Below are 18,164 nucleotides of genomic sequence, written 5' to 3' on the forward strand. Positions count from 1 at the left end.
GGGGGGGGTTGGGGTTCACCCCCCCCCCCCGCCCGGTCGACGTCGAGACCGCCCGTGACACGATCGCCGCCGCGGGCTTCACCGACGCCGAGGTGACCACCGCGGGGGAGCGCGACCTCTCCGTGCGCACCGGGCAGCTGGACAACGACGGGGAACACGCCCTGCGGGCCGCGCTCGCCGAAGAGGGCGGCGCGACCACCAAGGTGCGCGACGAGCTGATCGGCCCCAGCCTCGGAGACGAACTGCGGCGCAATGCCCTGATCGCCCTGGGCGTGGCCGTGTTCGTGCAACTCGCCTATCTCGCGGCCCGGTTCCGGTGGACGTTCGCCGTGTCCTCGGTCGGGGCCCTGGTGCACGACGTCATCATTCTGGTCGGCGCCTTCGCCTGGCTCGGACGCCCCGTCGACGGGATCTTCCTGGCCGCCCTGCTCACCGTCATCGGCTACTCCGTCAACGACTCCGTGGTGGTCTTCGACCGGGTACGGGAGCTGTGGGCCCGAAACCGGCGCTCCCCGGTGGCCGATGTGGCCAACCGGGCCGTCCTGCAGACCGTCCCGCGCACCGTCAACACGGGGATGGGCGCCCTGTTCATCCTGGTCGCCCTCGCGGTGCTGGGCGGCGACTCGCTCGCGGACTTCGCGCTCGCCCTCCTCATCGGCATCTGCGTGGGGACGTACTCCTCGGTGATGACCGCCGTGCCGGCGGCGCTCCTCCTGGAGAGGAGCAGCAAGGCCCCGCCGCCGGGCCGTGAGCGGGCACCGGGCCGCAGGACCGCGGCCGGGCGGACACGCCGGGACCCCGCCGACAACGGGGCACGCGTGTAACGCGTGGACACGACGTGCCGGGCAGGGCGGATGAGGTCCTGCCCGGCGCGTACGGACCGCGCGACCGCCGGGCTGCGGCACAATCCTGACCACATCGAGTGATCGGAGCGTGCCGCTCATGCCCGTCGTGCTGCGTGAGGCCCGGGACACGCTCGTACCCGACATGAACGGCCCGCACGGTCCGCTGCCGCCCGTGCTGCTCGCCCTGACCGTGCTCACCGGCCTGGTCGACGCGTTCAGCTATCTGCTCCTCGGCCATGTCTTCGTCGCCAACATGACGGGCAACGTCGTCTTCATGGGCTTCGCCCTCGCCGGCGCTCCGACGTTCTCGACTCTCGCCTCGGCGGTGGCGCTCGCATCGTTCGCGGCGGGGGCGCTGGCCGGCGGCATCACCGTGCATCTGGCCAGGGCCCACCGGGGCCGGCAGCTGCAGCACGCGCTCCTCGTCCAGACCGCCTTCGTCACCGCCGCCATGATCGTCACGCTGGTCTCCGGCGGGCCGTACACCGGGGGCGTCCGCTTCACACTCATCGTGCTGCTGGGCCTCGGACTCGGCGTGCAGAACGCCTCTGTCCGGGCACTCGCGGTACCCGACCTCACCACCACCGTGCTGACCCGAACCCTCACCGGGGCCGTGGCCGACAGCCGGCTCGCCAGGGGGCCTGGAAGCCGGGCGGGGCGTCGCGTCCTCTCCGCCGTTGCCATGCTGGCCGGTGCGTTCCTCGGGGCGCTGGCCGCGTTGCACGTGCACCCGGCGCTGCCACTGCTGATCGCCGTGGTCCTCCTGGCCGCCGCGAGCACGACGGCCACCCTGCTGGCCCGGAGCGAGGCCCCCTGGACGCGGCCACTCGCCGGGGAGTGAGGGCCACGGGGCGGCAGCAATGGCCCTCTCCCGTGTCAGGCGCGACAGTTGGTGCGTCCGGACCGTAACGTCACGGGCACCGTCGACCGTACCGATACGCCTCAGGAGCCGTCGTATGCCCACTGAACCGCTGTCCGCCCACGACATCGAGGCCGGGCTGCGCGAGCTGCCCGGCTGGCAGCTCGACGGGGACCGGATCACCCGTACCTACCGGCTGCCGTCCCACTTCGCCGCGACCGGGCTGACCGTCCATGTCGCACAGATCCAGGAGGAGCTCAATCACCACTCGGACCTGACGCTGGGTTACAACACCGTGGCCCTCGCCGTGAACACGCACGACGCGGGTGGGGCCGTTACGCGGAAGGACCTCACGCTGGCCGCGCGCGTCGAGGCCGTCGCCGCCGGGCACGGGGCGAAGTAGCCGCTCCCGCCCGGGGATCAGGTCGCCGGTCGGGAGCGGGGATGTGCGGCGAGCCGGCGTGGACACCCACGTGCGTAAGCGCCTGTTCCACGACGGGATCCGGCCGATCGTCCTACAGTCGTACCCGTGCTGGACTACGACGTGGAAGCCGCCCGCTACGACGCCACCCGCGGGGGCAGACCGCGAGCCCGGGCCGCGGCCGAGGCCGTCCTCGCGCTCGTGCCGTCCTCCGCCCGATCCCTGCTGGACATCGGCTGCGGCACGGGCTCCGTCACGGAAGAGATCGCGCTCGCCCGTCCCGCGCTACGGGTGTTCGGCGCCGATGCCTCGCACGGCATGGCACGGGTGGCGCGCGGCCGGATCGGGGCCGTCGTCCTCGGTGACGTGGGACGGCTCCCGGTGGCCGACGCGGCTCTCGACGCGGTGAGCGCGGTCTGGTTGCTGCATCTGCTGCGAGAAGAGGGCCGGGTCCGGGAGGTGGTCGCGGAGGCAGCCCGGGTGCTGCGGCCAGGTGGGGTCTTCGTGACCACGGTGGACAAGGACGCCGGACACGACGTGGGCAGCGACATCGACGCCGTCCTCGCCCCCTGCCTCAGCTCCCAGCCCGCCGACACCGCCGGCCTCGTCACCGGCCACGCCGCGCGCGCCGGCCTGGAACGGGCCGGCGAAGCCGCGTTCGCAGGCCACGGCCAGGGGCGCTCGCCCCGGCGCACGGCCCGAGCCGTGCTGCGCGGGGACTACGCCTCCCGGCTGGCGCTGCCCGGACGGACGGCCGAGCGGCTCGCGGCGGAACTCACGGCGCTGCCCGACCCGGACCGGGCGCGCCCCGATCCCGCGTACCGGCTGCTGGCCTTCAGGCTCGCCGACGGGTCTGCCCTCACCTGATCAGGTGCCCGGTCGTCCCCTCAGCGGGACCAGGCGCCGTCCCCGGCCGCATCCCCTGCGAAAGCGGTGAAGTCACGTGCCTCCCGCCCCAGGACGCGCTTCACCCCGTCCGTCGTCACCGCGTTGTGCCCGTCCAGCAGCATGGTGAACAGGTCCGCCATGAAGCTCGCCTCGGGCGCCGGCACACCGTACGACTCCAGTGCCGCCGCGTACTCCGGTCCGCTCACCGGCACGTAGCGGACCTCGCTTCCCGTGGCACCGGTCAGTTCGGCGGCGACCTCGTCGAAGGTCAGCAGCCGAGGGCCCGTCAGTTCGTGTACCCCTCCCGCCGGGACGTCCCCCTTGAGGGCCGCCACGACCACGTCGGCCAGGTCGTCGGCGTCCACGAAAGGCTCCGCGGCGGAACCCGCGGGGAAGACCAGCTCACCCGCGAGCACTCCGTCGAGCAGCGCCCCCTCGCTGAAGTTCTGCGCGAAGAAGGCCGACCGGACGACCGTGAGCCCGACTCCCGCAGCCGCTTCGCGCAAGGCGTCCTCGGCCACCACCGCCTGCGGTTCGCCGCGTCCGGACAGCAGGACCAGCCTGCGCACGCCGCTGTCGGCCGCGATCCGCCCGAAGGCGGCCATCGCCTCCGGCGCTCCGGGCGCGGCCAGATCCGGGTAGTACGCGACGTACGCCGCGTCGGTACCCCGCAGCGCGGGCTCCCAGCCCGACTTGTCCTCCCAGTCGAAGGGAACGCCGCCGGTGCGCGAGCCCGATCGGACTTCCGTCCCCAGTGCCAGGAGCCGTTCCACCACGCGTCGTCCGGTCTTGCCCGTGCCGCTCGTCACCAGCACGGTGTCCTGCTCCGGATGGTCCGTCTTCATCTGCTGTGTGTTCGTCGTCATGCCTCAAGGCTCGCGGGGACGCCCGGCCGGGGACATCCTCCACACGCTCAACTCCATACGCGTACGTCCACGGTGGTGCTCCGGTGCGAGAGGACGACGGACGAGGCCGTCGGGGCTCTCGCCGCTCTAGGCTGGCGGGCATGGACGCACTGGCCGGACTGCTGGACGGACCACGGGCGAGAGGGGCCTTCCTGCTCCGGATGGTGATGGAAGCGCCGTGGTCGGTCCGGATCGAGGACGGGGCTCCGCTCTGCCTGATGTCCGTGACGCGCGGTGAGGCGTGGATCCTGCCGGCGGAAGGGGCGGAGCCCGTCCACCTGCGCCCCGGGGACGTCGCGGTCGTCCGCGGACCCGCCCCCTATACCGTCGCCGACGAGCCGGGGACCGTCCCGCACGCCCGTATCGGGCCGGACGGGGTCTGCACCACGCTGTACGGGGAGCCCCTGGCCGAGTCGATGCGGCTGGGCGTACGCACCTGGGGCAACGCGGCGGACGGCGCCGCGTCCATGCTCGTGGGGACCTATCTGCTCGACGGTGAGATCAGCCGGCGTCTGCTGGACGCGCTGCCGCCGCTGCTCGCCCTCCCCTCGGACGCGCGGAGCTCCCCCCTGCTTGCGTTGCTCGACGCCGAGATCTCGCAGGACGAGCCAGCCCAGAACGTCGTCCTGGACCGGCTGCTCGACCTGCTCCTGATCGCGGTGCTCCGCGCCTGGTTCGCCCGGCCGGACGCCGAGGCTCCCGCCTGGTACCGGGCGCTGGGCGACCCGGTCGTGGGGCAGGCGCTCCGACTCCTGCAGAACGGTCCGGCCCGTCCCTGGACGGTCGCCTCGCTGGCCGCGGAAACGGGGGTGTCCCGGGCAGGGCTCGCCCGTAGGTTCACCGAGCTGGTCGGGGAGCCGCCGATGGCCCATCTGACCGGGTGGCGCCTCGCTCTGGCCGCGGATCTGCTCCGGGAGACGGACGCCACGGTGGAGGCCATCGCCCACCAGGTCGGCTACGGCGGGACGTTCGCGTTCAGCGCGGCCTTCAAACGCGTCCGAGGCCTGAGCCCGCAGGAGTACCGCAGGGGGAGACCCGCCCGCTGAGAGTGCGCACGCGCCCCGGACGGCGCCGGGCCCGTATCGCCTGGCCCTGTGCCGGCGCCGACGCGCCCGCGGGAACACGGCGGCGCCCCTCACCGTGCGGAGCGGTGGGGGCGCCGTCGGGTGCGAGGTGGCTCAGGCGCCCAGGTTGAATTCGGCCGGGTCGGAGCCGAGGCGCTTGCCCTCGTCGAGCGCGGCGAACGCGGCCAGGTCGTCGGCGTCCAGCTCGAAGCCGAAGACGTCGATGTTCTCCGCGATCCGCGACGGCGTCACGGACTTGGGGATCACCACGTGGCCGGTCTGCAGGTGCCAGCGGAGCACCGCCTGGGCCGGGGTCCGGCCGTGCTTGTGCGCGACGGCTACCACCGTCGGGACCTCCAGGAGGCCCTTGCCCGACCCCAGCGGCGACCAGGCCTCGGTGACGATGCCGTGCTTGGCGTGGAAGGCACGGGACCCGGCCTGCTGGAGCTGCGGGTGCAGCTCGATCTGGTTGACCGCCGGGACGACGGAGGTCTCGCCCAGCAGGCGCTCCAGATGCTCCGGGTGGAAGTTGGACACACCGATGGCCTTGGCGCGGCCGTCGGCGAGGATCCGCTCGAAGGCCTTGTACGTGTCTACGTAGGCGTCCTTGGCCGGAACCGGCCAGTGGATCAGGTAGAGGTCGGCGTAGTCCAGACCCAGCTTGTCCAGCGACACGTCGAAGGCGCGCAGCGTGGAGTCGTAACCCTGCTCGCTGTTCCACAGCTTGGTGGTGACGAACAGTTCCTCGCGGGCCACACCGGACGCGGCGATCGCCTTTCCGGTGCCCGCCTCGTTCCCGTAGATCGCGGCGGTGTCGATGCTCCGGTACCCGGCCTCCAGGGCCGTGGCCACGGCCGTCGTGGCCTCGTCGTCCGGCACCTGCCAGACACCGAAGCCGAGCTGCGGCATCTCGAGGCCGTTGTTGAGGGTGATGGTGGGGACCTGGCTCACGAGCAGTCGATCCTTAAGTCGTCGGTTGGTACTCCCCGGGAGAACGAACGGGGCGGCCTGAGCATTCCCGGGTGACCGGATCCGGCGGACCGGGGAAAAGCACGGGAAAAGCACCCCTGGTGAGCCGTCAGGTTCTGGAGGTCACGTTCACCGGTAGAGGGCGTCGACCTCGGTCGAGTACGCCGTCTCGATCGCCTTCCGCTTCAGCTTGAGCGACGGGGTCAGCATGCCGTGCTCCTCGGTGAACTGGTGCGCCAGGATGCGGAAGGTGCGGATGGACTCCGCCTGCGAGACCGCCGTGTTCGCGGCCACCACGGCCCGCCGCACCTCCATCTCCAGGTCGGGATCGCGCACCAGGTCCGCGGCGTGCATCGGCGTGCGGCCCTGCATGGCGAGCCAGTGCTCCACCGCCTCGTGGTCCACGGTGACCAGTGCCGCGATGTAGGGCCGGTCGTTGCCGACGACGATGCACTGCGCGACCAGAGGATGCGCGCGGACCCGCTCCTCCAGGCCGCTCGGGGCCACGCTCTTGCCCCCGGAGGTCACCAGGATCTCCTTCTTGCGCCCGGTGATGGTCAGATACCCGTCCTCGTCGAGCGCGCCGAGGTCACCGGTGGCCAGCCATCCGTCGTGCAGCACGGCGTCCGTGGACTTGGGGTCGCCCAGATATCCGGAGAACACGTTGGCGCCGTGCACCCAGATCTCACCGTCCCGGGCGATGTGCACCGTGGATCCGGGGATCGGCTGGCCGACGGTGCCGTAGCGGGTGCGCTCGGGCGGATTGGCCGTGGCCGCGGCGGTCGTCTCGGTGAGTCCGTAGCCCTCGTAGACCGTGACGCCGGCACCCGCGAAGAACAGCCCGAGCTGCCGGTCCATGCCGGAGCCGCCCGACATGGCGTGCCGCACCCTGCCCCCCATCGCCTCCCGGACCTTCCGGTAGACGACCTTGTCGAAGAACTGGTGCTGCATCCGCAGTCCGGCGGACGGGCCGGGGCCGGTGCTGAAGGCACGCTCCTCCATCGCCTCCGCGTACTTCACCGCGATCTCGACGGCCTTGTCGAAGGCCCCCGCGCGGCCCTCCGACTCGGCCTTGCGGCGTGCGCCGTTGAAGACCTTCTCGAAGATGTACGGCACCGCCAGGATGAAGGTGGGCCGGAAGGACACGAGGTCCGGCATCAGCGCCTTCGCGGAAAGCTCCGGCTGGTGCCCCAGCTTCACCCGGCCGCGCAGCGCCGCGATCTCCACCATGCGGCCGAAGACATGGGCGAGCGGCAGGAAGAGCAGCGTCGCGGCCTCCTCGCCGGGCTTGGAGAGGAACACCGGATGCCAGCGGGCGACCATGGTGTCGGCCTCGAACATGAAGCTGGCATGGGTGATCACACAGCCCTTGGGGCGCCCCGTGGTGCCGGAGGTGTAGATCACGGTCGCCACCGAGTCGGGCGTCACCGCGCGCCGGTGCCGGTGGACGACCTCGTCGTCGATCAGGGCCCCGGCGTCGACGAGCTCGGTCACCGCGTCGGCGTCCAGCTGCCACAGCCGGTGCAGATTCGGCAGCCGGTCGATCACCGAGCCGATCGTCATGGCGTGGTCCTCGTGCTCGACCATGACGGCCGCGACCTCGGCGTCGTGGAGCATCCACAGGACCTGCTCGGCCGACGACGTCGGGTAGATCGGCACGGACTGGGCGCCCACCGTCCAGAGGGCGAAGTCGAAGAGGGTCCACTCGTAGCGCGTGCGGGACATCAGGGCGACCCGGTCGCCGAAGCGGACACCTTGCGCGATCAGGCCCTTGGCGAGAGCGAGCACCTCGTCGCGGAAGGCGGCCGCCGACACGTCGTGCCAGCGCCCCTCCGCGTCCTTGCGGCCGAGGGCGGTCCGGTGGGGGTCTTCCTCCGCATGATCGAAGACGGTATCGGCAAGACCGCCGACTTGAGGGGCAGCGGCCATGGGTGGGACAGTGAACTCGCGCAATGACCTGCTCCTTGTGGCGCTCCGCACGGCGCCGCGACGCTACCTCACAGCGCGAGACCGCGGGAGGGTCCGAAGTCTCCGGAAAACGTGACATCTGGCCAGGCCGACCGTAGATATCGGGCCAGATGGGCAAGGCTCGGGCGCACTTCTGACCACGGGGTAAGTAGCTCGGGCGGGAATCTCCACCGAATCTGTACGCGGCGCTTACGCCGACTCCGGGTGCGAAGGCACGACCGGCCCGCGGTGGAGGCGGTCGCCGCCTGCCAGGATCGCCGCCGCGAGGGCGTCCGCCGCTTCCTGGGCGGCGTCCCTGCGGCGCCCGTGCAGCAGCACGAAATCCACATCTCCGAGCTCCGGCAGGCCCGCCCGGGTCGGCACGGGTACGAGTCCCGGCGGGATGAGCCCCCGGGTGTGGGCCATCACCCCCAGACCGGCCCTGGCCGCCGCGACGAGTGCGCTCAGGCTCGCACTCGTACACGCGAAGCGCCAGGACCTGCCGTGCTCCTCCAGCACCTCCAAGGCGCGCGCCCTGGTGATGCCGGGGGGCGGGAAGGCGATCAGCGGGAGCGGGCGCTCGGGATCGATCCGCAGCTGCGGGGCGCCGATCCAGGCCAGGGTGTCCTGCCAGACCAGCTCGCCGTGGGTGTCCCCGGTGCGGCGCTTGGCGAGCACCAGATCGAGCCGGCCGGCCGCCAGCTGCCGGTGCAGTGCGCCGGAGAGCTCCACCGTCAGCTCGAGCTCCACCTCGGGATGCTCGCGCCGGAAGGACTCAAGGATCTCCGGCAGCCGGGTGAGGACGAAGTCCTCGGAGGCCCCGAAGCGCAGCCGCCCCCGCAGCCGTGTGCCCGTGAAGAACGCCGCCGCCCGCTCGTTGGCCTGCAGGATCGTCCGGGCGAAGCCCAGCATGGCCTCGCCGTCCTCGGTGAGATCGACCCGGTGCGTGTCCCGGCTGAACAGCTGGCGGCCGGCCTCGGACTCAAGCCTGCGGACGTGCTGGCTGACCGTGGACTGCCGGACACCGAGCCGTCGTGCCGCCTGGGTGAAGCTCAGGGTCTGGGCGACGGCCAGGAAGGTGCGGAGCTGGACGGGGTCGTACATGGGCCGAGGCTATCGCGAAACGTGATGACAGTCAGTTCGGTGTACGGGATTCCCGATCGCTGTCTTCAGGAGCACGATGGGGAGGGCACGATTCCACCGAGAGAGCACGGAGCACATGAGCCGCCGCACCAGCCGCCGTATCCCCGCGCTGCCGTCCTGGCTGCCGGTCGACCCCTACATCCTGGCGCTGATCGGCACGGTGGTACTCGCGGCGCTGCTGCCCGTGTCCGGGACCGGCGCCGAGGTGGCGGGCGGCGCCTCGACAGGAGCGGTGGCCCTGCTCTTCTTCCTCTACGGAGCGCGTCTTTCCACCGCCGAGGCGCTCGACGGCCTGAAGCACTGGCGGCTTCACCTCACCGTCCTGGCCTGCACCTTCATGGTGTTCCCGCTGCTCGGGCTCGCCAGCCACGGGCTCGTGCCCTACGTCCTGACCCCGCAGCTCCAGGACGGCTTCCTCTTCCTGTGCCTGGTGCCCTCGACCATCCAGTCGTCGATCGCCTTCACGTCGATGGCCCGCGGCAACGTGCCGGCCGCCATCTGCGCAGGCTCCTTCTCCAGCATCGCCGGGATCCTGCTGACGCCGCTGCTGGCGTCCGTGCTGCTCGGAGGGAGCGGGGGCGGGTTCTCCGCGGACTCCCTGCTGAAGATCGTCCTCCAGCTCCTGGTGCCCTTCCTCGCGGGGCAGCTGCTGCGCCGCTGGGTCGGGGGATTCATCAGCCGCCACCGCAAGGTGCTGGGCTACGTCGACCGCGGCTCGATCCTGCTCGTCGTCTACACGGCCTTCAGTGAGGGCATGGTGGCCGGAATCTGGCACCAGGTCACCCCGCTCCGGCTCGGCGCGCTGCTCGGCGCCGAGGCCGTGCTGCTGGCCGTCATGCTCGCGGTGAGCTGGTACGGGGCGAAGCGGCTGGGCTTCGGGCGGGAGGACCGGATCGCCATCCAGTTCGCCGGCTCGAAGAAGAGCCTGGCGGCCGGGCTGCCGATGGCCAGCGTCCTGTTCGGCGCGCACGCCAGCCTCGCGGTGCTGCCCCTGATGCTCTTCCACCAGATGCAGCTGATGGTCTGCGCGGTGATCGCCAAGCGCCGCTCGCGCGACCCGATGCCGAGCAGTGAGGCCGACGCCAGGCCTGTTCCGGCCGAGGCGCTGAACTGAGTGCCGGCCGCCGCTGATCCTCAGCGCGATCACGGTGGCCATGGTGCGAGGGGAGCCGTACAGGTCGAGGAGACCAGGACGTCCGTATGAGGTGACCACTGACGCAGTTCGCCGCCTACGTACGCCGTGGCGACCACTGCGGGACCAAGCCGGCCCCTCCCTCGGGGGTCAGCCTTCGACGCGGATCAGATAGGGACTCATGTCGTCATCGGCATCGCCGGCCTGAAAGCCCGCAGATCCGAGGATTGCGATCAACGTCGCGTACATCTGCTCGGTCACAGAGCTGAAATACCGGAACGCGGGCGTCTGGATCTCGCCCTTCTGCGCACTTTCCGCCGCAGCGCGACCGAGGGACGGATCGATCAGCCACTGGACGAGGACTCCTCCCCTGGAATCATCCGCCGGGTCCACCCAGACCAGCGCGCCCGGCGCGGCAGACGCCTGGTTCACGTCCTGATGCACGGTGAACCCGGCCATCGCCAACGCTTCGGCCACTCTGCGGGCCAGATCGTTCCGTTCGGTGAGCTCCGCCTCGCTCGCCTTTCCGATCTCGAACATCACTACCTGCTGTCATTTCGCGCGATGAGGTCAGGAGGAGGGGCGGCTGCCCCATCAGGTCACAGACGCCAGCGCATCCTATGAGGCTGAGCGCTGCACCGTACTTGATCCACGACATGCTCGTGATCGCCTGTCTCTTCGCCGCCTTCGCACGGTCAACCGATTTCGTCCGCATCGGATCGACGGCCTGCGCACACGTGAGCTGCCCGGTCCGACAACGGGCGTGCCGATCCCCGCGTACGCCTGCCCCACGCCGCGGTGGTCGCGAGCTGAGCGATGGGGCGACAGTTCGAGTTTGCCGCCCCGGAACGGCTGCGGATTTTCGGGGTGGGGGCGGTGCGGTCACCGTGCGCCGTCCTCCGCCGGGCGGGTGTGCTGCGTGCCCCGTATGCCGGCGAGTCCGAGGCCGGTGCGGCTGCGGGAGTCGGCCTCGGCGACGCGGACGCTCAGCAACTCGGCGGGGCCGAGCGGTCGAAGGGACTGGTCAACGGGGCCGTCGCCATATGTGCCGTGCGGCATACATGCCTGCAGGAGAGGGCCCGGCCGGCGCAGGGGGCGCTCCCCGCCGGCCGGACCCCTGCCCCGTGCAGCGGGTGGGTCGTCAGCCCTGGACCACCGACGCCTCGAGGGCGATGCGGTGGTCACCCGCGTACACGTTCATGGACTGCCCCCGCAGGAAACCGACGAGGGTGAGTCCGCTCTCGGCCGCGAGATCCACGGCCAGCGACGAGGGCGCCGAGACCGCCGCGAGCATCGGGATCCCCGCCATCACCGCCTTCTGCGCCAATTCGAAGGAAGCGCGACCGGACACCAGCAATATCGCCTGTGAGAGCGGCAGCCGGTCGTCCGTCAGGGCGCGCCCCACGAGCTTGTCCACCGCGTTGTGGCGGCCGACGTCCTCCCGGATGTCGAGCAGCTCGCCCTCCGGCGAGAACAGCGCCGCGGCGTGCAGGCCCCCGGTCCGGTCGAACACCCGCTGCGCGTCGCGCAGCCGGTCCGGGAGGGCGGCGAGCAGCGCGGGCGTCACCCGGACCGGCGGAGTGTCGGCGACCGGATGGCGGGTCGTGGTGCGGACCGCGTCGAGGCTCGCCTTGCCGCACAGTCCGCAGGACGACGTGGTGTAGACGTTGCGCTCCAGCGTGATGTCGGGGACCACGACGCCCGGGGCGAGCTTCACGTCCACCACGTTGTACGTGTTCACACCGTCGGCCGTCGCCCCGGCGCAGTACACGATCGACTGGACCTCGGAGCCCTCACCGATCACGCCCTCGCTCACCAGGAAGCCCGCCGCGAGCGCGAAGTCGTCGCCCGGGGTGCGCATCGTGATGGCGAGCGGCTTGCCGTTCAGCCGGATCTCCAGGGGCTCCTCGGCGACGAGGGTGTCGGGGCGGGTCGTGACCGCCCCGTCCCGGATGCGGATGGTGCGGCGACGCTCGGTGACCCGTCCCATAGCCGTCAATCCCGATTCTGTACGTGTTGGAAGCCGAAACGGCCCTTGATACAGAGGTTGCCATGGGTCACCGGGTTGTCGTGCGGCGAGGTGACCTTGACGATCTCGTTGTCCTGCACGTGGAGGGTCACGTTGCAGCCCACGCCGCAGTAGGCGCATATGGTCGTGGTCTGGGTCTGCGCGGGCTCGTCCCACGTCCCCGCCGCCCGCATGCCGAATTCTGTGCTGAACGAAAGCGCACCGGTCGGGCACACCTCGATGCAGTTCCCGCAGAAGACACAGGCCGAGTCGGGAAGCGCGGCATCGTGCTCGGTGGAGATACGGGTGTCGAAACCGCGCCCGGCCACGGCGATGGCGAAGGTGTTCTGCCACTGCTCACCACAGGCGTCGACGCACTTGTAGCAGAGGATGCATTTGTCGTAGTCGCGGACGTAGAGATCGTTGTCGATCTTCGGCTGTTCGTCCATCCGTGCGGCGTCCGCGCCGAATCGGTCGGGCTTCGCCTCGTACTCCTTGATCCACTCGGCCGCCCGCGGCGTCGTCGAGAGATCCGTCGACGAGGCCAGCAGTTCCAGGACCATCTTCCGGCTGTGCCGGGCCCGCTCGGTGTCCGTACGGACCGTCATGCCCGGCTCGGCGCGCCGGGAGCAGGCGGGGGCGAGCGTGCGGGCACCCTCCACCTCGACCACGCACACCCGGCAGGCGTTCTTCGGGGTGAGCGTGTCGCCCTGGCACAGGGTCGGGATGTCCTTTCCGGCCGACCGGCAGGCGTCCAGGATCGTCGAGTCCTCCGGGACCCGGGTCTCCTCGCCGTCCAGCGTGAACGAGACGAGACGGCGCGGCGGCTGAAGCGGCACAGCGGTCACTTGTAGACCCCCAGACGGTCGATGGCGGACTCCACGGCATTCCACGCGGTCTGGCCCAGACCGCAGATCGAGGCGTCCCGCATGGCCTGCCCCACCTCTCTCATGAGCGCGATGTCCTGGGCGGCCGCGGCGCCCGTACGGTCCACGATCCGGTGCAGGGCCTCCTCCTGCCGGACCGTGCCCACCCGGCAGGGCACGCACTGGCCGCACGACTCGTCGCGGAAGAACTCCGCGATGCGCAGCAGCACGCGGGGGAGCTCCACCGAGTCGTCCAGGACCAGGACCACTCCCGAACCGAGCGTCGTCCCCGCGGCGCGGGTCCCCTCGAAGGTGAGCGGGACGTCCAGCTCGTCGGGGCGGACGAAGCCGCCCGCGGCCCCGCCGAGGAGCACGGCACGCAGCCGCTCGGGCGGCCCCGCGAGGTCGAGCAGCTCCCGAAGACTCGCGCCGAACGGCAGCTCGTAGATGCCGGGGCGGGCCACCTGGCCGGAGACGCAGAACAGTTTGGTGCCGGTGGACGTCTCCGTGCCGGTCGCGGCGTACGCGGCGGCCCCGTGCTCCAGGATCGGCAGCACGTTCACGAGCGTCTCGACGTTGTTGACCGCGGTCGGCTTGCCGAAGAGGCCCTTCTCCACCGGGAAGGGCGGTTTGGAGCGCGGCTCGCCGCGCTGCCCCTCGATCGAGTTGAAGATCGCGGTCTCCTCGCCGCAGATGTAGGCACCCGCGCCGCGCCGGATCTCGATGTCGAAGGCGTACCCCTGTCCGAGGACGTCGGGGCCGAGCAGCCCGCGGGTGCGTGCGCTCCTCAGCGCGTGGTCGAGGCGTTCGTAGGCCCGGGGGTACTCCCCGCGCAGATAGATGTAGCCCTGGTGGGCGCCGATCGCGTAGCCCGCGATCGTCATCGCCTCGACCAGTGCGTACGGATCGCCCTCCATCAGCACCCGGTCCTTGAAGGTGCCCGGCTCGCTCTCGTCCGCGTTGCAGACCAGGTAGTGCGGGCCGTCGGCCTGCTGGGCGGTGGCCTGCCACTTGCGTCCGGTGGGGAAGGCGGCGCCGCCCCGGCCGACGAGCCCGGCTTCCAGCACCTCGCGGATCACCCCCGCGGGGCCGAGCTTGAAGGCGCGGCGCAGTGCGGTGTAGCCGCCGGCGGAGCGGTAGTCGTCCAGTGAGGCGGGATCCACGGTGCCGATGCGCCTGAGGAGCACGAGGGCGGGGTCGCCGGCCTGGGGGACGGCCGCACCGGCCGGAGGCTCGGCGGGGGCCGACTCGGGAGCCCGGGCGGCTGTGACGATGGCGGCCGCGGTGGCGGGCGCGAGTACGGCGGAGCACCGGACGGCGCCTGCGGCGGGCTCTTCCCCTGCCCGCCCCTTCCCGTGACCGGGGGCTCCGTCCTCGGCTCCCCGCTCCTCGAACGCCGGAGGGGCTGGTTGTGCCCCCGCCTGGAGCAGGAGCGCCGCAGGGGCCCGTTCGCACAGGCCCAGGCAGGGGCTCTCCTGCCAGACCGCGCCCTCGGCCGGGGTGCCAGGAGCCCCCAGGCGCTCGGTGAGGTCCGCGCACACGGCCGCCGAGCCGCTGGCCGCGCAGGCCAGGTCCGTACAGACGTGGAGCACCTTCGCCGGGCGCGGCCGCACCGAGAACATGGCGTAGAAGGTCGCGACGCCGTACGCCTCCGCCGGCGCCACGGTCAGCCGGCGGCAGATGTAGTTCAGCGCCCCCTCGCTGATCCAGCCCACCCGGTCGTTCACCGCGTGCAGGGCGGGCAGCAGCTGGTCGCGGCGGTCCTTGGCCGCCGAGGCGCCGCCCGTCGCCCAGCGCAGGTCCGTCTCGGTCCGGTCCTCGGCACCCTCCCAACCGGAGGGCGGCGGTCCCAGCAGACCGTCCACGGCCGCACGTTCGGCATCGGAGGGAACGGCGTCGGTGTACCTCAGGTCCATGCGGGCACCAGCTTCTCTATCCGTACGGCGGAGGCCTTGAACTCGGCGGTGCCGGCGATCGGGCAGTTCGCCTCGATGGTCAGCTGGTTGGTGTCCACCTCGTCGGGGAAGTGCATCGTCATGAAGGCCAGACCGGGCCGCAGCCCCGTGTCGACCCACACGGGTGCGACGATGCTGCCCCGGCGGGAGGAGACCCGCACCTCCTCGCCCACGGCGACGCCGTAGGCCTCGGCGTCCTCCGGGCAGAGCTCGATGTACTCGCCGCGCCGCAGCGGTGAGGCGTAACTCCCACTCTGTACACCGGTGTTGTACGAGTCCAATCGTCGCCCCGTCGTCAGGCGCAGCGGGTAGGACTCGTCGGTGAGGTCGACGGGAGGGTCGTGCTGCACGAGGCCGAACGGGGCGGCCGCGCCGCGCCGCGCCGGATCGGTCTCCCAGAGCCGGGCGTGCAGGAAGCTCGACGGGAGCTTCTCCGTGTCGGGGCAGGGCCATTGCAGGCCCTGGTGCTCGGCGAGGCGCTCGTAGGTCATTCCGAAGTGGTCCGGGGAGAGCGAGCGCAGCTCGTTCCAGACGGCTTCCGCATCCTCGAACTTCCAGTCGTGGCCGAGGCGTTCGGCCATGGCGCAGAGGATGTCGATGTCCTCGCGTGCCTCGCCCGGCGGTACGAGCGCCGCCCGGACCCGCTGCACCCGCCGCTCGCTGTTGGTCGTCGTACCGTCGGTCTCGGCCCAGCCGGCCGTGGCGGGCAGGACGACGTCGGCCATCTCGGCGGTCTTCGTCAGGAAGATGTCCTGCACCACCAGGTGGTCGAGGGAGGCGAGCCTGCGGACGGCCTGGTCGCTGTCGGCCTCGGACTGCGCAGGGTTCTCCCCGATGCAGTACACGGCACGGAGTTCGCCGGTCTCCATCGCCTCGAACATCTCGGTCAGCGTCTTGCCGTACCGGGGCTGGATGACGGCGTCCCAGGACCGCTCGAACTTCTGCCGGGACTGCGGATCGAGGATGTCCTGGAAGCCGGGCAGCTTGTTGGGGATGGCGCCCATGTCGCCGCCGCCCTGCACGTTGTTCTGTCCGCGCAGGGGCTGGACGCCGGAGCCGTACCGTCCGACGTGGCCGGTGAGCAGGCAGAGATTAATCAGCGCACGGACGTTGTCGGTGCCGTTGTGGTGCTCCGTGATGCCCAACGTCCAGCACAACTGGGCCCGTTCGGCCGTCGCGTAGGCGTGGGCGAGTCCCCTGATCGCCTCGGCGGGGACTCCGGTCACCTTTTCTGCGGCGGTCAGGGTCCAGGGCTCGACGAGTGTCACGTAGTCCTCGTAGCCGGTCGTCGCCCGGTCCACGAAGGCGTGGTTGACCAGTCCGGCGTGGATGATCTCGCGGCCGATGGCGTGGGCCAGCGGAATGTCCGTGCCCACGTTGAGCCCGAGCCAGCTCTCCGCCCACTCGGCGGTCGAGGTGCGGCGTGGGTCGACGGCATACATCCGGGCCCCGTTGCGGATGCCCCTCAGTGCGTGCTGGAAGAAGATCGGGTGGGCGAAGCGGGCGTTGGAACCCCACATCACGATGAGGTCGGTGTGCTCCACCTCCTCGTAACTGGAGGTCCCGCCGCCGGAGCCGAAGGCGGCCGAGAGTCCGGCGACGCTCGGGGCGTGGCAGGTGCGGTTGCAGGAGTCGACGTTGTTGGTGCCCATGACGACCCGGGTGAACTTCTGGGCCACGTAGTTCATCTCGTTGGTGGCCCGGGCGCAGGACAGCATCGCGAAGGCATCGGGGCCGTATGTCTCGCGGGTCTGCCGGAATCCCGCAGCGGCCCGGGTCAGTGCCTCGTCCCAGCTCGCCCGGCGCAGGACACCGTCCTCCCCGCGGACGAGGGGATGGGTGAGGCGTTCGTACGTCTTCGGCTGCCGGCCCTTGCGGTTCCTGCCGCCTGTGCGTTCGGTGTTCATGGTGTGCTCCCTGCCGGTGCCGAGGACGTGGTGGCGAGGAGATCCGCGAGCGCGTGCACGGCGCGCAGCGTCGGTACGGGCGTTCCGGCCAGCTCGGCCAGCTCGACGACGGCCGCGAGCAGCACGTCGAGTTCGAGGGGTTTGCCCTTCTCCAGGTCCTGGAGGGTGGATGTCTTGTGATCGCCGACGCGCTCCGCGCCCGCGATGCGCCGCTCCACGGAGATCTCGGGGCGGCAGCCGACGGCAGCCGCCACTGCGAGGGTTTCGCGCATCATCGACTCCACGAGTGCGCGGGTGTCCGGATGGCGGCAGATCTGGCCCATGGTGGCGCGGGCCAGCGCGCTGATCGGGTTGAAGGAGATGTTGCCGAGCAGTTTGATCCAGATGTCGTTGCGCAGATCGGACTCCACCGGGCACTTGAGTCCGCCCGCGACCATGGCCTCGCTGAAGTCCAGACAGCGTCTGGACACCGACCGGTCCGGCTCGCCGATGGAGAAGCGGGTGCCTTCGAGATGGCGTACGACGCCCGGTGCCTCGATCTCGGTGGCTGCGTAGACGACGCATCCGATGGCGCGTTCGGGCGGCAGTGTTGCGCTCACCGAGCCCGCCGGGTCGACGCTGTCGAGCCGGCGTCCGGTGTACGGGCCGGCCAGGCCGTGGAAGTACCACCAGGGGATGCCGTTCTGGGCGGCTATCACCGCGGTGTCCTGGTGCATCAGCGGGTGGACCAGCGGTCCCGACAGAGCGTACGAGTTGGCCTTGAGGCCGAGGAACACATAGTCGACGGGCCCGACGTCCGACGGATCGTCGGTGGCGGCGGGCCGTGCGGTGAAGTCACCGCGTGGACTGAGCACGCGCACGCCGTCACGGCGCATCGCCGCCAGGTGCGGGCCTCGGGCGATGAGATGGACCTCGGCGCCTGCGCGGTGGAGCGCGGCCCCGACATAGGCGCCGATGGCTCCGGCGCCGACAACTGCGACTTTCACGGGGCTCTCCGTTCGGTGAGAGGACCGAGCGAGGGTGTCAAGTCGACAGAATATTGTCTACAGTATGCCTTCGGAGAGGGTCAATACTCGTGACAGTGGGTGCCTTGTCCGTCCGCGATTCCGCGTGGCCGCCGGAGTGTCCGCGAAAGTTCCCGGGAAGCTGTTCGAGACGCTCCAACCTCGGGCCCGTATTCCTGTGGGGTTAGGTGCCCTTGTACCGGTCGGTAGCAACCAAGACTGGATAGTTCCTGCCAAACGTAGCGAGGGGA

At 71.1% G+C, this 18,164-nt stretch carries 17 protein-coding genes; 6 read left to right on the forward strand and 11 right to left on the reverse strand.

Features of this window, described 5'->3' with window-relative positions; translation table 11 throughout:
- From secF to ACFWFI_RS11360, 4 genes are all read left to right on the forward strand, one after another.
- A partial coding sequence (secF, locus tag ACFWFI_RS11345; RefSeq protein WP_387387971.1) for a protein translocase subunit SecF occupies positions 1–824 on the forward strand: 824 nt, incomplete at its 5' end.
- A gap of 118 nt (positions 825–942) precedes the next feature.
- Entirely contained in the window at positions 943–1,686 is a 744-nt protein-coding gene (locus tag ACFWFI_RS11350) for a YoaK family protein (RefSeq protein ID WP_387387972.1), read from the forward strand.
- 115 nt (positions 1,687–1,801) lie between these two features.
- Positions 1,802–2,107, forward strand: coding sequence for a 4a-hydroxytetrahydrobiopterin dehydratase (locus ACFWFI_RS11355; protein ID WP_387387973.1), 306 nt, complete (start codon positions 1,802–1,804; stop codon positions 2,105–2,107).
- 126 nt (positions 2,108–2,233) lie between these two features.
- Positions 2,234–2,992 (forward strand): class I SAM-dependent methyltransferase, encoded by a 759-nt coding sequence (locus ACFWFI_RS11360; RefSeq protein ID WP_387387974.1) that lies wholly within the window; start codon positions 2,234–2,236, stop codon positions 2,990–2,992.
- A 20-nt stretch (positions 2,993–3,012) separates the two neighbouring features.
- On the opposite strand, the gene ACFWFI_RS11365 is transcribed toward ACFWFI_RS11360, so the two are convergent.
- Positions 3,013–3,879: a Rossmann-fold NAD(P)-binding domain-containing protein gene (locus ACFWFI_RS11365; RefSeq protein ID WP_387387976.1), complete on the reverse strand. Its 867-nt coding sequence runs from the start codon at positions 3,877–3,879 to the stop codon at positions 3,013–3,015.
- A gap of 140 nt (positions 3,880–4,019) precedes the next feature.
- On the opposite strand from ACFWFI_RS11365, the gene ACFWFI_RS11370 reads away from it, so the two are divergent.
- The gene (locus ACFWFI_RS11370; RefSeq protein ID WP_387387977.1) at positions 4,020–4,964 is read left to right on the forward strand and encodes an AraC family transcriptional regulator; all 945 of its coding nucleotides are present in this window, start codon (positions 4,020–4,022) and stop codon (positions 4,962–4,964) included.
- A 132-nt stretch (positions 4,965–5,096) separates the two neighbouring features.
- Here the strand turns inward: ACFWFI_RS11370 and ACFWFI_RS11375 are convergent, their stop codons facing one another.
- The 3 genes from ACFWFI_RS11375 to ACFWFI_RS11385 all read right to left on the reverse strand — a co-directional run bounded on the left by ACFWFI_RS11375 (position 5,097) and on the right by ACFWFI_RS11385 (position 9,002).
- Complete coding sequence (locus ACFWFI_RS11375) at positions 5,097–5,933, reverse strand: aldo/keto reductase (protein ID WP_387387979.1); 837 nt, start codon at positions 5,931–5,933, stop codon at positions 5,097–5,099.
- Positions 5,934–6,080: 147 nt separating this feature from the next.
- Positions 6,081–7,880 (reverse strand): AMP-dependent synthetase/ligase, encoded by a 1,800-nt coding sequence (locus tag ACFWFI_RS11380; protein WP_387387981.1) that lies wholly within the window; start codon positions 7,878–7,880, stop codon positions 6,081–6,083.
- A gap of 228 nt (positions 7,881–8,108) precedes the next feature.
- Complete coding sequence (locus ACFWFI_RS11385) at positions 8,109–9,002, reverse strand: LysR substrate-binding domain-containing protein (RefSeq protein WP_387387982.1); 894 nt, start codon at positions 9,000–9,002, stop codon at positions 8,109–8,111.
- Between the two features lie 115 nt (positions 9,003–9,117).
- On the opposite strand from ACFWFI_RS11385, the gene ACFWFI_RS11390 reads away from it, so the two are divergent.
- Positions 9,118–10,155, forward strand: coding sequence for a bile acid:sodium symporter family protein (locus tag ACFWFI_RS11390; RefSeq protein ID WP_387387983.1), 1,038 nt, complete (start codon positions 9,118–9,120; stop codon positions 10,153–10,155).
- Positions 10,156–10,323: 168 nt separating this feature from the next.
- Here ACFWFI_RS11390 and ACFWFI_RS11395 read toward each other — a convergent pair whose 3' ends face one another.
- The 7 genes from ACFWFI_RS11395 to ACFWFI_RS11425 form a co-directional block, all read right to left on the reverse strand.
- Positions 10,324–10,713, reverse strand: a complete 390-nt coding sequence (locus ACFWFI_RS11395) for a hypothetical protein (RefSeq protein WP_387388022.1) — start codon at positions 10,711–10,713, stop codon at positions 10,324–10,326.
- A 342-nt stretch (positions 10,714–11,055) separates the two neighbouring features.
- Complete coding sequence (locus ACFWFI_RS11400; protein WP_387387985.1) at positions 11,056–11,232, reverse strand: hypothetical protein; 177 nt, start codon at positions 11,230–11,232, stop codon at positions 11,056–11,058.
- An 82-nt stretch (positions 11,233–11,314) separates the two neighbouring features.
- On the reverse strand, positions 11,315–12,163 hold the full coding sequence (gene fdhD, locus ACFWFI_RS11405) for a formate dehydrogenase accessory sulfurtransferase FdhD (protein WP_387387986.1): 849 nt from the start codon (positions 12,161–12,163) through the stop codon (positions 11,315–11,317).
- 5 nt (positions 12,164–12,168) lie between these two features.
- Positions 12,169–13,029, reverse strand: coding sequence for a 2Fe-2S iron-sulfur cluster-binding protein (locus ACFWFI_RS11410; protein ID WP_387387987.1), 861 nt, complete (start codon positions 13,027–13,029; stop codon positions 12,169–12,171).
- A complete protein-coding gene (locus ACFWFI_RS11415; protein ID WP_387387989.1) occupies positions 13,026–14,963 on the reverse strand; it encodes an NAD(P)H-dependent oxidoreductase subunit E in 1,938 nt (645 codons plus the stop codon). Before ACFWFI_RS11415 ends, ACFWFI_RS11410 begins: the two co-directional genes overlap by 4 nt.
- The gene (locus ACFWFI_RS11420) at positions 14,954–16,909 is read right to left on the reverse strand and encodes a molybdopterin oxidoreductase family protein (RefSeq protein WP_387387991.1); all 1,956 of its coding nucleotides are present in this window, start codon (positions 16,907–16,909) and stop codon (positions 14,954–14,956) included. Before ACFWFI_RS11420 ends, ACFWFI_RS11415 begins: the two co-directional genes overlap by 10 nt.
- A complete protein-coding gene (locus ACFWFI_RS11425; protein ID WP_387387992.1) occupies positions 16,906–17,895 on the reverse strand; it encodes a 2-dehydropantoate 2-reductase in 990 nt (329 codons plus the stop codon). The genes ACFWFI_RS11420 and ACFWFI_RS11425 overlap by 4 nt, the downstream gene beginning before the upstream one ends.
- Positions 17,896–18,164: the final 269 nt, after the last annotated feature.

Source organism: Streptomyces sp. NPDC060209, assembly GCF_042728155.1.
Classification (GTDB): Bacteria; Actinomycetota; Actinomycetes; order Streptomycetales; family Streptomycetaceae; genus Streptomyces.